This window comes from Sinisalibacter aestuarii, from assembly GCF_027923545.1.
Lineage (GTDB): Bacteria > Pseudomonadota > Alphaproteobacteria > Rhodobacterales > Rhodobacteraceae > Sinisalibacter > Sinisalibacter aestuarii.
This window is the reverse complement of the sequence record NZ_BROH01000001.1, coordinates 221784-236364: the sequence shown is the minus strand read 5'-3', so window position 1 is coordinate 236364 and position 14581 is coordinate 221784. Positions and strand designations below refer to the sequence as shown.

The following is a 14581-nucleotide window of genomic DNA, read 5'->3' as shown; positions in this document are numbered from 1 at the left end:
GTCAGGCCGGTTTCAGCTCCACGCCCGGCGCATAGGCGATGAAGAACGGGTTCTCATAGATCGGCTTGCCATAGGTCAGCGGCGTGTGATCGTCGAAGCGCACCACCGCGCCACCGGCCCCTGCCAGCACCGCATGGCCCGCAGCCGTGTCCCATTCCATCGTCCGCCCGACGCGCGGGTACAGATCGGCCTCGCCGGTGGCGACAAGGCAGAATTTCAGCGACGATCCCGCCGAGGTCATGTCTTTCACCGCGTATTTGCCAATGTAATCGTCGGTCGCCTGGTCGCGATGCGACTTCGAGGCGACGACCATCAGCGCGCCGTTATCGGGCGTGGATACGCGGATTGGCGTCAGTACGCCCACCGCGTCCTTGTCGAACGGCCCGGCTTCCTCGACCGAGCCGCCATCGGCACGGGTAAAGAACATGCGGCTCTTGGCTGGCGCATAGACCACGCCGCGCACCGGCACGCCATCGACCACATAGGCGATGTTCACGGTAAAATCGCCGCGCCGGTGGACGAATTCCTTGGTGCCGTCGAGCGGATCGACGATCAGGAATTCCGATGCGCTCTCCTTGTGGCTCGCCGCCTGCTCTTCGGTCACCAGCAGCACCTCGGGAAACGCCGCGCGCAGCCCTGCAGAGATCAGCGCGTCGGCGGCCTCGTCGGCGGCGGTTACCGGGCTGTCGTCAGACTTCGAGCGCACGTCGAAATCGTCGGAGTTGTAGATCTCCATGATCACGTCGCCCGCCTCCAGCGCCAGCCGCCGCATCACGATTTCCAGCTTGTCGAAATCCACCGCTCTCTCCTTCCAGCCCCGGCTCTCTCGGCCGTGTTGCGAAAATACACGTGCCCCCTTATGATCCGGGTGTAAGGGATCGGCAAGAATTCCCTGCAAAAAAGGGGCGAGGCAGGCATAAGGCGCGCGCATGATCCAATTTCAGGCCCGACAACAGCAGCAGAGCAAGCTGGCAACGGCGGTCTCGATGCTTGAGGTCATCTACGTCGCCACTGTCCGCCAGTTGCGCACGTCCCATACCAACGCAATCGTCGGGCTGTTTCTCAACATGCTCCAGACGATGCTGCTCGTTGGCGTGTTCTACTTCATGTACGCGGTGCTCGGCCTTCGCGGCACGCTGATCCGGGGCGATTTTCTCATCTACATCATGTCGGGGATTTTCCTTTACATGACACATGTGAAAACGCTGGGCGCGGTCGCCGGCGCTGCCGGGCCAACCTCGGCGATGATGCAGCACGCGCCGATGAACACGCTCGTGGCCATCGTCTCCAGCGCCTTGTCGCAGCTCTATATTCAGGTGCTGACGGTGGTGATCGTGCTCTACATCTACCACATCGCCTTCAACCCGATCGAGTTCGAGAATGTTCTGGGCGCTTTCGGGATGCTCCTTCTGGCCTGGTTCTCGGGCATCGGCGTGGGGCTGATCTTCCTGGCGCTCCGGCCGTGGTTTCCGAACTTCACCCGTGTCGGCACGCAGCTCTACACACGGGCGAACATGATCGCCTCGGGCAAGATGTTCGTGGCCAATACGCTGCCCTATACGATGCTCAAGATTTTCGACTGGAACCCACTGTTCCACATCATCGACCAGGCCCGTGGCTTCGCCTTCATCAACTACAACCCGCATTACTCGAACTGGCTTTATCCTCTGATCGTCTCGGTCGTGCTGATGATGATCGGGCTGATGGGCGAATCCTACACCCGCAAACATGCCTCGCTGAGCTGGGGGGCCCGGCGATGACCCGGCTCGCCGCTCTTGCGCTGTTATGCCTGCCGGGCCTCGCCTCGGCCCAGACGTTCCCCGCGCTCTATGATGTTGCCGGCGTTGCCGCAAACGATGTGCTGAATATCCGGGCCGAGCCCACGGCAAGCGCGGGAATCGTCGGAACATTCGCGCCCGACGCGACGCGCATTGAGGTGGTCCGCCTTGCCGAAGGCGCTGATTGGGGCCTGGTGAACAGCGGCGAAAGCGCCGGCTGGGTCTCGATGGCTTATCTCGCGCGGCTGGACGGGCAGGCATGGGGCGACATGCCCGCAGCAATCTCCTGCTTCGGGACGGAGCCGTTCTGGGCCTTCGGCGTCAGCGCGGATGACACGGCGAGGTTTCCCATGCCGGACGGTGAGCGGGCCTTTCAGGTCACCGCCCGCGTGCCGGGCCAGTCCTATCCCGGCGATATGGCGATCCTGGCCGAAAGCACCGGCATACGGGCCACGGCCATCGTCTCTGCAGGCAGCTGCAACGATGGGATGTCGGACCGCGAATACGGCCTGAAAGCGGGGCTGCTGCTGGAAGCCGGCGGCCCGCCGATCCTCTACACCGGATGCTGTTCTCTGGCGGATTAGAGCCTTTGCATCGCCAGCCCGTTGTCGATCCGGGTCACACGCAGGATGCAATCCGCCTCGATCTCGAACCACTCCGTCTGTTCCCCGTCGGGCCAGGTGATCCGCGCCCGCGCCACTTCCGCCGCGCCAAGCCCGAAATGCTCGGGCACCGCGCTGCCGCTGGCATGGCCGCCACCCACGGTGATTTCGCGGCTGAACACCTGCTCGCCGACCTGAAGGTCGATCCACGCGCCCACGGCCTGGCTGTTCGGCCCCGGCTGCGCGAGCGTGATCGCCAGCCAATGGCCATCGGTCGCGGCGGCGTTCTGGTAGATCTCCATCGGAACCCGGCGATTGACCACGGCAAGGTCGAGCCGCCCGTCAAGGTTCAGGTCGACCAGCGCCGCCCCGCGCGAGCGCGCCATGCTCGCTACGCCCGCCTCCACCGACATTTCGGTAAAGCGCCCGTCCTCGCGCTGCATGAGCAGCGAATTCGGATCTTCCATCGCGTTTGACGGCATCTGCTCCACATTGCCCTTGGCGATGAACACGTCATCGCGGGTATCGTTGTTCACATCGCCAAATGAAATCTGCCAGCCGGTCGAGGGCCGCCCGTCATCGCCCAGATGCGGACGCTGGGCTGTCGCGCCCATTTCGAACGGCGCGTTCACCCAGCTTGGGCCGGTGCCATCGCGGATTTGCAGATGCTGGTCGCCCATTGATGAGAGGTAGACCTCCGGCAGCCCGTCGCCGGTCAGATCGCGGCTGGCGATGCCCATGCCCCAGAGCGAATAGGGCCGCCAGCCTTCATCCTCGGTATAGAGGCGCGGCGCGGCCTCCATCGCCCAGAGCTGTTCCTGCCCGCCACGCACATAGTAGTGCCGGTCGTTCGACAGGCGCAGATCGGCCTGCCCGTTGCGATTCCAGTCCGAGAACAGCGCCGACAGGGCGCAGAACCCCGGTTCAAGCACGATTGGGCTGGAATAGACACTGTTTTCGGGCCGATAGAGCTGGTTGATATCGCAGGCTTCGAACGGCCCTTGCGGGTCGGTCCGGTCAACGTAATTGCCGAAGGCGAGCGTGGGCAGACCGGCCCCGGCCTCCCAGGTTGCCGAAAACGAGGTGGTCCAGCGGTCATCGCTGGTAAAGCCGAGGCTGGCGGGGAACGGCGCGAAGCGGCAATCGCCTTCGCCACGCAGCAGCATGTTCTCGCCCACCCGCAGCACTGCCAGATCGAGCACCCCGTCGCCGTCGATATCGAGCGGGTAGAAGCCGCTGACCCCGGCAAGCGCAAGCTCCGCCGGCGTATCGGCATGAAAGGCGATATCGGCCCCGATTTCGGCGGTGTCGTTGCGCAACAGTGCGGCCGGATTGGCCCCGCCCGCCGCCACGATCTCGGGAAAGAGATCGCCGTCACAGTCGAAAACCGCAAGCCCGCCGCCCACGAAATGCTCCCACCCTCCGGCATAGACATGCTCGGGGATGGTCACGGGCCGGAACGCCGGATTGCCCAGGGCCATACCTGGGAGGGCGATCAGAATGGCAACGATTCCCCTACGCATCGACCGTGAGCCTCCGCACTGCGAGCTCCGTCACCCCTTCCATTGCATAGGCCGCCGCACCCTTGGCCCACATCTGGTCGCCCCATTTGTGGATCTTCACCTCCGGCGGCGGGGCATCCACCTGCACCACGGAATCGTGCATCTCGGCGAGTACCGCGTCGGAATAGAGAAAATCGTGGCTCATCCGTTCGCCCGACAGGATCACCAGCTTCGGATCGAAGATGTTCACCAGATTGGCGAGCCCCATCGCAAACATCCGGCTGGCGCGGCGGATGATCGAGCGCGCCGTGGGGTCGCCCTCATGTGCGGCGTCGAACAGGAGCGCGAGCCGCTCCTCCGTGGTCGCCCCGGCCGCGGCGGCGGGCAGCGATACGTCGGCCTCCCGCAGCAGCGCGTAATCGGCCACGTAAGCCTCAAGGCAGCCGCGCTGGCCGCAGCGGCAGATCGCGCCGTCGAGATGCACCTTGGTGTGGCCGAACTCGGCGCCGCAGCCGCGCGTGCCGCGAAACACCTCACCGTCGATCACGATGCCCATGCCAACGCCCTGCTCGATGGTGACGACGATAAAGTCGCGCACCCCGCGCGCCTCGCCGAACAACTGCTCGGCCTTGGCGACGAGGTTGGCGTCATTGTCGAGAAACACGGTCATCGGCAGGGCCGCTTCGAGCATGTCGCGCAGCTGAACGTTGCGGGCGGTGAGCGAGGGCGACCAGTGCACGAAGCCCTCAATGGCGTCGATCGTGCCGGCGAGGCCCACACCGAGGCCGGAAATATCCTCGATCTTGCGCCCGATCTCGGCCGTCGCCGCAACCAGCAGCGCGCGGATATCCTGCGCGAGCGCTTCCGGCGAGACGCGCGGCGCCGACAGTGGCCAGACCTGCTCGCCCAGCGGGTTTCCTTCGAAGTCGATCAGCACCAGACTCAGCGTGCGGAACGAAACCTTGATCCCGGCGACGATATGCGCATTGCCCCGCAGCCTGAGCGAGACGCGCGGCCGCCCCCGTCCGGAGACGCGGCCCGCCTCGGGGGCCACCTCTTCGACCAGTCCGGCCTGGATCATCTCCTGCGTGATCGCGGTGATGGTGGCAGGGCTGACACCGGTCGCGGCGGCAATGTCGATGCGTGCGATCTGCCCGGCCGACCGGATCAGCGAGACCACCTGTTGCCGTGTCTTGTCGCGTGAATCGCCGGTCCCGGCAGCACGGTCCAACTTGGCCACGGGTTGTCCTCCTCCTCGTACATGAAAGGTCTAACACATTTTTTCAGATTCGGTGCGATATTTATTTAGGTTGCCAAAATAAATATGCTAGCATCCCGACAGCCGCCGAATCTCCCGGGAGGGGGGATAGCCTACGGCGGTCCATTTGGGAGGACATCATGAAGAAAGTTTCTGTATTTGCCGCGGCGATTCTGGGTGCGACCATGGCAACCTCGGCGCTGGCGCAAACCGTCGGTGTGAGCTGGTCGAACTTCCAGGAAGAGCGTTGGAAAACCGACGAAGCGGCGATTGTGGCGGCGCTGGAAGCCGCAGGCGCGACCTATATTTCGGCTGACGCGCAAAGCTCGGCGGCCAAGCAGCTTTCGGATATCGAAAGCCTGATCGCCCAGGGTGCCGAAGCGCTGATCGTGCTCGCACAGGACACTCAGGCGATCATCCCCGCCGTTCAGGCCGCCGCCGACGAGGGCATCCCGGTCATCGCCTATGACCGCCTGATCGAAGATGCCCGCGCGCTCTACATCACCTTCGACAACGTCGAAGTGGGCCGGATGCAGGCCCGTGCCGTCTTCGAGGCGCAGCCCACCGGCAATTACGTGATGATCAAGGGCTCCCCGACCGACCCGAACGCCGACTTCCTGCGCGGCGGTCAGCAGGAGATTCTGCAAGCCGCGATCGACGCGGGCGACATCACCATCGTCGGCGAAGCCTACACCGATGGTTGGCTGCCGGCGAACGCGCAGCGCAACATGGAACAGATCCTGACGGCGAACGACAACAACGTCGATGCGGTCGTGGCGTCGAATGACGGCACCGCCGGTGGCGTGGTGGCCGCGCTCACCGCCCAGGGCATGGAAGGTATCCCGGTCTCCGGCCAGGATGGCGACCACGCCGCTCTGAACCGCGTTGCCAAGGGCACGCAAACCGTGTCGGTGTGGAAAGACGCGCGCGATCTCGGCCGCGCCGCCGGTGAAGCTGCCGCCGCGATGGTGGCCGGCACAGCGATGACCGATCTTGACGGTGTGGGCGAATGGACCTCGCCGGCCGGTACGACGATGAACTCGATCTTCCTCGCCCCGGTGCCGATCACCCAGGACAACCTGTCGGTGGTGGTGGACTCCGGCTGGATCAGCCAGGAGGCTCTGTGCCAGGGTGTGGAAAACGGCCCGGCGCCCTGCAACTGATCGCCGTTCCGACTTCAAACACAAGCCGACCCTCTCCCCGCCTTTCGCGGGGGGAGGGCCCCCACCCAGTGGACCGCGGCCATGACTGACAGCACCCCCACCCACGATGCGACGGAGCCGACGCGGCTCAAACGCAACTTCTTCCAGACGCTTGAGATCGACACCCGCCTGCTCGGGATGATCGGCGCCTTCATCGCGATCGCGCTGGTGTTCAACATCCTGACCGAAGGCCGGTTTCTGACGCCGCGCAACATCTTCAACCTGACGATTCAGACGGTCTCGGTTGCGATCATGGCCACGGGCATGGTGTTCATCATCGTGATGCGCCATATCGACCTCTCGGTCGGCGCCGTGCTTGCCGTGACCTCAGCGATGATGGCGATGACCCAGACGGTTGTGCTGCCACAATGGTTCGGGATCGAGCTGGGAAGCTGGATCATCGCTCCGGCCGCGATCCTCGTCGGCGTGATCACCGGCGTCGCCGTCGGCAGTTTGCATGGCTGGCTGGTTGGCTATCTCGCCATTCCCGCCTTCATCGTCACGCTGGGCGGCTACCTCGTCTGGCGCAATGTCGGCTGGTATCTGACCAATGGCCAGACCATCGGCCCGCTCGACGCGAATTTCCAGATCTTCGGCGGCATCAACGGCACACTGGGCGAAACCTGGAGCTGGGTCGTCGGCGTGATCGCCCTGCTCCTGGTGTTCTGGGCGATGATCCGGTCCCGCCGCGCCAAGATCGCACATGAATTCCCGGTGAAGCCGGTTTGGGCGGAAGTGCTGCTCGGCATCATCGCGGCGGTTTCGATCCTCGGTTTCGTGGCCATCCTCAACGCCTACGAAATTCCGCATCTGCGCCTGCAACGCATGTTCGAGGCGCGCGGCGAAGTTCTGCCGGAGGGTTACACCACCGGCTACGGTGTGCCGATCTCGGTCTTCGTGCTGATCCTGATCGCCGTGCTCATGACCGTGATCGCCAAGCGCACCCGGCTGGGGCGCTACATCTTCGCCACCGGCGGCAACCCGGAGGCGGCGGAGCTGGCAGGGATCAACATCCGCTTCCTTACCGTCAAGATCTTCATCATCATGGGGATACTGGCGGCGGTTTCGGCGGTCGTCGCCTCGTCGCGGCAAACCTTCCATTCCAACGATATCGGCACGCTCGACGAGTTGCGCGTGATCGCCGCCGCGGTGATCGGCGGAACGGCGCTCTCCGGCGGGATCGGCACGATCCACGGCGCCATTCTGGGCGCGCTGATCATGCAGAGCCTGCAATCGGGCATGGCGATGGTCGGCGTCGATGCGCCGTTCCAGAACATCGTTGTCGGTTCGGTGCTCGTGATCGCCGTTCTGATCGACACCATCTATCGCAAGCGGACGGGAACCTGAGCCATGTTTGACGCCACAGTTGACAGAAGCGGCACCCCCCTGTGCGAGATGCGCGACATGCAAAAGGCCTTCGGCGGCATCCGTGCCGTCGACCATGTCACCGTTGATCTCTATCCCGGCGAGGTGGTGGGCATTCTCGGCCATAACGGCGCCGGCAAATCGGTGCTGATGAAGATGCTCTCCGGGGCTTACCAGCGTGACGGCGGGCAGATTTTCGTCAATGGCACGCCCGCCGAAATCAGCAATCCGCGCGACGCCCGCAAATACAATATCGAGACGATCTATCAGACCCTCGCCCTCGCCGATAACCTCGATGCCGCGTCCAATCTCTTTCTCGGCCGTGAACTGGTGAACGGGCTCGGCATGGTCGACGATCCCAGGATGGAGGCCGAGACGCGCAAGATCATGGCCCGCCTCAACCCCAACTTCCGGCGCTATTCCACGCCGGTGGCCGGGCTCTCGGGCGGCCAGCGGCAATCCGTCGCAATCGCCCGCGCCGTCTACTTCAACGCCAAGATCCTGATCATGGACGAACCGACCGCCGCGCTGGGCGTCGAGGAAACCCGGATGGTGGCCGAGCTCATTCAGGAGCTGAAGCGCCAGGGCATCGGCATTTTCCTGATCGACCACGATATCCACCAGGTGAAAGCCCTGTGCGACAGGGCCTCCGTCATGAAGAACGGCCGCCTTGTCGGAACCGTGAAGGTCGACGAGGTGACCGAGGACGATCTGCTTTCGATGATCATCCTCGGAAAGAACCCCAAAGACGCCGCTGCCTGACGCGGGCCGGGCGGTGGACGAAACCGGCCTCTCGCCTTGCCGCATGAACCGCCATCGTGCCGGGCGCGGGCAAAAATCACCCCGCCCGTTGCCAGAATCCGTTTGAATTATGCGTGTTGGCCCGTAGTGTTGGCGGACAATCCGGCGGGGCTTCGGGCCTGGAACCGGAGGAAAACAACCGACAATGAATGACGAAAGATCGGAGGAGGATATCTCACATGGAGCGTCGTAAGTTTCTGACTGGTGCCGCAATCGGCACCGCTGCCAGCGCTCTGGCAGCACCGGCTGTGGCTCAGGGCAATATCACCTGGCGCATGGTCACCACCTGGCCGAAAAACTTTCCCGGCCTCGGGGTGGGCGCCCAGCGTCTCGCCGACCGGATCACCGCCGCCACCGACGGCCAGCTTACCGTGCAGGTCTTTGCCGCCGGCGAAATGGTTCCGGCCCTTCAGGCGCTCGATGCGGTGATCGACGGCTCGGCCGAGATGAGCCATGGCGCGGCCTATTACTGGCAGAACAAGTCGGTCGGCCTGTCGTTCTTCACCGGCGTGCCCTTCGGCATGACCGCGCGCGAAATGACCGCCTGGATCCGCTACATGGGCGGTCAGGAAATCTGGGATGAAATCTATGACCAGTTCGGGCTGAAAGGCTTCCTTTCGGGCAACACCGGCACCCAGGCCGGCGGGTGGTTCAAGAATGAGCTGACCGGCCTTCAGGACATTCAGGGCCTGCGGTTCCGCACCCCCGGCCTTGGCGGTCAGGTCTGGGCCAAGATCGGCGCGTCGGTCACCAACCTCGCGGCGGGCGAAGTCTATCAGGCCCTGCAAAACAACACGCTGGACGCCGCTGAATTCGTCGGCCCCTATAACGACCTCGCGCTTGGCTTCTACCAGGTCTGCAACCACTACTACACCTCGTCCTTCGTCGAGCCGGGCCTTGCGACCGAGCTTGTCGTCGACAAGGCGAAGTATGAAGAGCTTCCGGCCAATATCCAGACCATCATCCGCGATGTCTGCCAGGCCGAATACGATCAGGTCGCATCCGACATGTATGCCAACGATCCGCGCGCCCTGGCGACGCTGATCAACGAACACGGCGTGACGGTGCACTCGGCCTTCCCCGACGAGATTCTCGAAGCGGCTGCCAATGCGTCGGTCGAGCTGCTCACCGAGATCCGCGAAGGCGGCGACGAGCTCACCAAGAAGACGGTCGAGAACTATGTCGAGGCGCTCAACATCCTGCGTTCGCGCACCGAAGGCACGGATGCCGGCTTCGTCGAGGCGCGCCGGAAGTACTTCTCGTTCACCTGAGACCGGTGCGGAGAAAACACAAAAGGCCCGGAGTTCGCTCCGGGCCTTTTTCGTTCTGTGGCGGCTGCGTCAGCGCGAGAGGCTTGGTAACCAGGTGACCAGTTCCGGGAAGATGAACAGCAACGCGATCGCGACGATCTGCAACAGCACGAAGGGGATCGCCCCGCGATAGATCGTGCCGGTGCTCACATCGTTCGGCGCCACCCCGCGCAGATAGAACAGCGCGAAGCCGAAGGGCGGGGTGAGGAACGAGGTTTGCAGGTTCACCCCGACCATGACGCCGAGCCAGACCGGATCGAGCCCCAGCGCCAGCAGCACGGGCGCGGTGATGGGGATGATGATGAAGATGATCTCGAACGTGTCGAGGATGAAGCCAAGCACGAACATCAGCATCATCACCACGATCATCGCACCAGTCACGCCACCAGGCATGTTGGAGAGAAATTCGTGCACCAGATTGTCGCCGCCCATCTGGCGGAACACGACCGAAAACACCGAAGCGCCAAACAGGATGATGAACACCATCGAGGTGATCGTCGCCGTCGAGATCACCACCTGCTTCATGATCGAGAACGAAAGCCGCCAGCGCAGCGCCGTCAGCAGCGTGGCCCCCACGGCACCGACCGAGGCCGCCTCGGTGGGTGTGGCGATGCCACCGAGGATCGAGCCGAGCACGGCCACGATCAGCAGCAGCGGCGGCACCAGCGCCACCGCCAGTTCCTTGCCCAGACCGGCGCGTTCCTCTGCGGTCATCGGCGTAGCCGGGCAGGATTTCGGATCGGTGATCGCCTTGAAGACAACATAGCCAAGATAAAGCCCCACCAGCAGCAGCCCCGGCAGGAAGGCCCCCGCAAACAGATCGCCGACCGAGACCGGCGTGGGCGCAAAATTGCCCTGCGCCATCTGCACCTGCGCGTTGATCCCCGCCAGCATGTCGCCCATGAAGATCAGCACCGTGGATGGCGGAATGATCTGGCCGAGTGTGCCGCTGGCACAGATCACACCCGAGGCGAGCTTCGGGTCGTAGCCCGCCCGCATCATCGCCGGCAGAGAGATCAGCCCCATCGTCACCACCGTGGCGCCGACAACGCCGGTCGAAGCCGCCAGCATCGCGCCCACGAGGATGACCGAGATCCCGAGCCCCCCGCGCATCCGGCCAAAGAGCTTGCTCATCGTCATCAGAAGCTGCTCCGCGATCCGTGATCGCTCCAGCATGACCCCCATGAAGATGAAGAGCGGCACCGCCACCAGCACTTCGTTGGTCATGAAGCCGATGTAACGATTGGCCAGCGCGCCGAAATTCGAAGGGTCGAACACCCCGAAGGCCATGCCGGCGAGCGCGAATATCAGCGATGTCCCTGCCAGGGTGAAGGCGACGGGAAAGCCGAGCATCAGCATCCCGATCACGCCGAAAAACATCAATCCGGCGAGGATTTCGCCAATCAGTACAGGATCCATATGTCTTATGCTGCCTTGTGATAGCGGTAGTCGGGCGGCACCTTGTCTCCGTGTCCGCGCAGGATCAGCACCGACCGGCTGATCATGGCGACGGCCTGAAGGCCGATCAGGACGGCGAAGACAATGATGAACGATTTGAGCACATAAAGCCCCGGCATGCCGCCGACATTCGCCGAACTTTCCATGAAGCGCCACGAGCGCTGCACGAAGGGCAGGCCATAACTGATAACGATGGCAACGAAGGGCAGCAGAAACACCAGCGCGCCGATCAGGTCGGCGGCGGCCTTCCAGCGGTCCGAGGCCGGGCGGTAGAAGATATCCACGCGCACGTGATCGTCACGCATCAGCGCGAAGCCCGCCACCGCGGTGAACATCGCGCCATTGAGCCAGACGTAAAGATCCTGCATCCAGAGCTTTGTCGTGGTGAACAGGTAGCGTTCGACCACCACCCAGAAACAAACGAGCACGATGCCGAGGGCCAGCCAGGCAAACGCCTTCCCGACCAGCGTGTTTAACCCGTTTATGGCCCGTATCAGCCGACCGAGAAATGCCACGAAACCCTCCCTTGCGGACCTGATCGAATTGGCCGGTCTCCGGATTGCGGCACGGCCAACGGGTATCGGCCCGGGTTGGGCCTTTGTCATTTGCGCGTGTATGACATCCCGTTGCCGTTTGGGTCAACACAGACTGCGGTTTCATGAGACGGCATGTCGCGCAAAAATAGGGGAATTGAGGGTATTTTGGGAAGAGATGCTGCCACAAATCTGCCCGCTGGCCCGACAAACCCGGCGCGCGATACCGGCGCGGCGGCGGGCTGATCGCTCGTATCGCGGCAATGGCTTACCGAGCGTTTGCTTATGCGGGATGAGACCAACCCAGCGACCTGCGCCGGATATGCCCGGCATCCGTCCCCGCAGATGCTTGACGAAAGATGAAGATGCGTTTGTGAGCCGGGGTGAAATCCAATATCACTTTGAAATAACAAAAAGAATTTCAGTGTCTCCCGGTAACGCAAACTCCAGTTATCCGGATTTCTGGAGTCTGTGCATCACCGCAGCCGCCGCGCGGCCAGAAAGCTCGCGCCGGCCATGAGCCCGGCAGTAGCAAGGCAAAGCGGCAGCCCGCCCGCCTGATAGCTGAGGCCCGAAAGCAGTGTGCCCACGAGGCGCCCGGCGGCGTTCGACATGTAGTAAAACCCCACATCCATCGTCACCCGTTCCGCCCCGGTGAAGGCAAGGATCAGGTAGGAATGGACCGATGAGTTGATCGCGAAGACGAAGCCAAATGCCAGCAGCCCCGCCACCAGCACCGGCGTTAACCAAGTGCCACCCACGAGCGTGGCCCCGGCCAATGCGAACGGGATGAGCGTGAGCAGGCCCACCCAGACGGCGGCGAGCCGGGTGATTTCTTCAGTGCTGCGGCGTGCGCCTTTCAGAAGTTTCGGCGCAAGGGCCTGCACCGCGCCATAGGCGATAATCCAGAGCGCCATAAAGCCACCGATGAGGAAGAACGCCCGCCGCGCACCCTCCGGTGTACCGTCCGAGAGCACGGCGTGAAAGTAGATCGGGATGCCGACGACGAACCATGTATCGCGCGCGCCGAAGAGAAAAAGCCGCGCCAGCGAAAGCCGGTTCACGCGGCTATCCGTCGCGAAAACATGGGCGAATTTGGCTGATTTAGAGCCTTTCGGCAGCCCCGCCGGCATGAACAGCAGCACCGCGATCAGGATCACGGCAAGGATCAGCGCCATGCCGAGTACCGAAGCGTGGAATCCGGCCAGCCCGAGCAGCGCCGCGCCGAGGAAGAAGCCAAACCCCTTCACCGCATTCTTCGATCCGGTGAGCAGGGCGACCCAGCGGAACAGCCCGCCTTCGCCCTCCGGGGCCAGCAGCTTCACCGCCGATTTGGAAGACATCTTGGCAAGGTCCTTGGCCACACCGGAAAGCCCCTGCACCACCATCACGAAGGGCACCGACAGGGCCATCGCCCATTCCGGCTGCAGCCGTGACAGCGCCAACAGGGCCAGAATCTGCAGGAACAGACCCACATAGAGCGTCGTCGTCAGCCCAAACCGCGCGGCGATCCAGCCTGCCGAAAGGTTGGTGACGATCCCGGCGACCTCGTAGAGCAGGAACAGCCAGGCCAATGTGAGCGGCGAGAACCCAAGCTCGTGAAAATGCAGAAGCACCAGCATCCGCAGCGCGCCATCGGTGAGCATGAAGGCCCAATAGGCCGCCGTGACGGCGATATAGGCGGAAAGCCCCTCTGGGCGCGTTTGGGCCGTCATCGGCGGTCTCCGGGCCGGGGGCTACAGCGAGGCCATCACCATCCGCGCCACATCGGCAAGGCGGCAGGCATAGCCCCATTCGTTATCATACCAGGCGTAGATCTTCACCTGCGTGCCGTTCACCACCATCGTCGATGGCGCGTCGACGATCGAGCTGCGCGGATCGTTCACGTAGTCGGCCGAGACGAGCGGCCGCGTTTCGAAGCCGAGGATACCCTTGAGCGGGCCATTCGCCGCCGCTTCCAGAAGTGCGTTAACCTCATCCACACTGGTTGCGCGCTCCACCTCGAAGACGCAATCGGTCAGCGAGGCACTGAGCAATGGCACCCGCACGGCATGGCCATTGAGCCGCCCTTCCAGCTCCGGGAAGATCTGGGTGATCGCCTTGGCCGAGCCAGTGGTGGTCGGGATCAGTGAATTCAGCGCCGAGCGCGCGCGCCGCAGGTCTTTCGCCGGGCGGTCGACCATCGTTTGCGTATTGGTCACGTCATGGATCGTGGTGATCGAGCCGTGGCGGATACCCAGCCCCTCATGGATCACCTTCACCACCGGCGCGAGGCAGTTGGTGGTGCAGGATGCGGCGGTTACCAGATCCTGCCCTGTGTAGATGTCATGGTTCACGCCATAGACGATATTGGCAGCATCAGGCTCTTTTACCGGCGCCGAGACGACCACCTTTTTCACGCCGGCGGCATAATAGGGCGCCAGCTTCTCTGCCGTCCGATGTGCGCCGGTGCAGTCGATCACCAGATCCACGCCGAGCTCGGCCAAAGGCAGCGCGCCGATCTCCCATTCGCCGCGCATCGCCATGCGCGCGCCATTGATGGTGACGCTTTCATCGTCATGGCCGATCTCGGCATCCCAGCGCCCGTGCACCGTGTCGAACTCGAACAGATGCGCGTGTTGCGCGGGTGTGCCCACGGGATCGTTGAGCAGCACGATCTCACCCGGAAAGCCATTATCCACCAACTCGCGCAGCGCGAGCTTTCCGATCCGGCCAAGACCATTGAGTGCGATCCGAGTCATGCCCATCCCCAAACTGGCAACGGGCACCCCA

13 protein-coding genes are annotated in these 14581 nt (G+C 63.5%); 6 read left to right on the top strand and 7 right to left on the bottom strand.

Features of this window, described 5'->3' with window-relative positions; translation table 11 throughout:
• Nucleotide 1: 1 nt before the first annotated feature.
• A complete protein-coding gene (cysQ, locus tag QMG28_RS01225; RefSeq protein WP_281840336.1) occupies nt 2-799 on the bottom strand; it encodes a 3'(2'),5'-bisphosphate nucleotidase CysQ in 798 nt (265 codons plus the stop codon).
• Nucleotides 800-929: 130 nt separating this feature from the next.
• Between cysQ and QMG28_RS01220 the strand changes: the two genes are divergently transcribed.
• Both QMG28_RS01220 and QMG28_RS01215 read left to right on the top strand, forming a co-directional pair.
• The gene (locus QMG28_RS01220) at nt 930-1760 is read left to right on the top strand and encodes an ABC transporter permease (protein WP_281840335.1); all 831 of its coding nucleotides are present in this window, start codon (nt 930-932) and stop codon (nt 1758-1760) included.
• Nucleotides 1757-2362, top strand: coding sequence for an SH3 domain-containing protein (locus QMG28_RS01215; RefSeq protein ID WP_281840333.1), 606 nt, complete (start codon nt 1757-1759; stop codon nt 2360-2362). The genes QMG28_RS01220 and QMG28_RS01215 overlap by 4 nt, the downstream gene beginning before the upstream one ends.
• Here QMG28_RS01215 and QMG28_RS01210 read toward each other — a convergent pair.
• Both QMG28_RS01210 and QMG28_RS01205 read right to left on the bottom strand, forming a co-directional pair.
• Nucleotides 2359-3903, bottom strand: a complete 1545-nt coding sequence (locus QMG28_RS01210; RefSeq protein ID WP_281840332.1) for a CRTAC1 family protein — start codon at nt 3901-3903, stop codon at nt 2359-2361. The genes QMG28_RS01215 and QMG28_RS01210 overlap by 4 nt on opposite strands.
• Nucleotides 3896-5122, bottom strand: coding sequence for an ROK family transcriptional regulator (locus tag QMG28_RS01205; RefSeq protein ID WP_281840331.1), 1227 nt, complete (start codon nt 5120-5122; stop codon nt 3896-3898). Before QMG28_RS01205 ends, QMG28_RS01210 begins: the two co-directional genes overlap by 8 nt.
• 158 nt (nt 5123-5280) lie before the next feature.
• On the opposite strand from QMG28_RS01205, the gene xylF reads away from it, so the two are divergent.
• The 4 genes from xylF (at nt 5281) to QMG28_RS01185 (ending at nt 9779) form a co-directional block, all read left to right on the top strand.
• Nucleotides 5281-6303, top strand: coding sequence for a D-xylose ABC transporter substrate-binding protein (xylF, locus tag QMG28_RS01200; RefSeq protein ID WP_281840330.1), 1023 nt, complete (start codon nt 5281-5283; stop codon nt 6301-6303).
• 81 nt (nt 6304-6384) lie between these two features.
• Nucleotides 6385-7689, top strand: a complete 1305-nt coding sequence (locus QMG28_RS01195; RefSeq protein ID WP_281840329.1) for a sugar ABC transporter permease — start codon at nt 6385-6387, stop codon at nt 7687-7689.
• Nucleotides 7690-7692: 3 nt separating this feature from the next.
• Entirely contained in the window at nt 7693-8469 is a 777-nt protein-coding gene (locus QMG28_RS01190) for an ATP-binding cassette domain-containing protein (protein WP_281840328.1), read from the top strand.
• 218 nt (nt 8470-8687) lie between these two features.
• Nucleotides 8688-9779 carry a TRAP transporter substrate-binding protein gene (locus QMG28_RS01185; RefSeq protein ID WP_281840327.1) on the top strand — a complete coding sequence of 364 codons (1092 nt, stop codon included), beginning with the start codon at nt 8688-8690 and terminating at the stop codon, nt 9777-9779.
• 69 nt (nt 9780-9848) lie between these two features.
• Here QMG28_RS01185 and QMG28_RS01180 read toward each other — a convergent pair whose 3' ends face one another.
• The 4 genes from QMG28_RS01180 to QMG28_RS01165 all read right to left on the bottom strand — a co-directional run bounded on the left by QMG28_RS01180 (nt 9849) and on the right by QMG28_RS01165 (nt 14550).
• Nucleotides 9849-11237 (bottom strand): TRAP transporter large permease, encoded by a 1389-nt coding sequence (locus QMG28_RS01180; RefSeq protein ID WP_281840326.1) that lies wholly within the window; start codon nt 11235-11237, stop codon nt 9849-9851.
• A gap of 5 nt (nt 11238-11242) precedes the next feature.
• On the bottom strand, nt 11243-11791 hold the full coding sequence (locus QMG28_RS01175) for a TRAP transporter small permease subunit (RefSeq protein WP_281840325.1): 549 nt from the start codon (nt 11789-11791) through the stop codon (nt 11243-11245).
• Nucleotides 11792-12285: 494 nt separating this feature from the next.
• Nucleotides 12286-13524, bottom strand: a complete 1239-nt coding sequence (arsJ, locus tag QMG28_RS01170; RefSeq protein ID WP_281840324.1) for an organoarsenical effux MFS transporter ArsJ — start codon at nt 13522-13524, stop codon at nt 12286-12288.
• Between the two features lie 21 nt (nt 13525-13545).
• Nucleotides 13546-14550 carry an ArsJ-associated glyceraldehyde-3-phosphate dehydrogenase gene (locus QMG28_RS01165; protein WP_281840323.1) on the bottom strand — a complete coding sequence of 335 codons (1005 nt, stop codon included), beginning with the start codon at nt 14548-14550 and terminating at the stop codon, nt 13546-13548.
• Between the last annotated feature and the right edge of the window lie 31 nt (nt 14551-14581).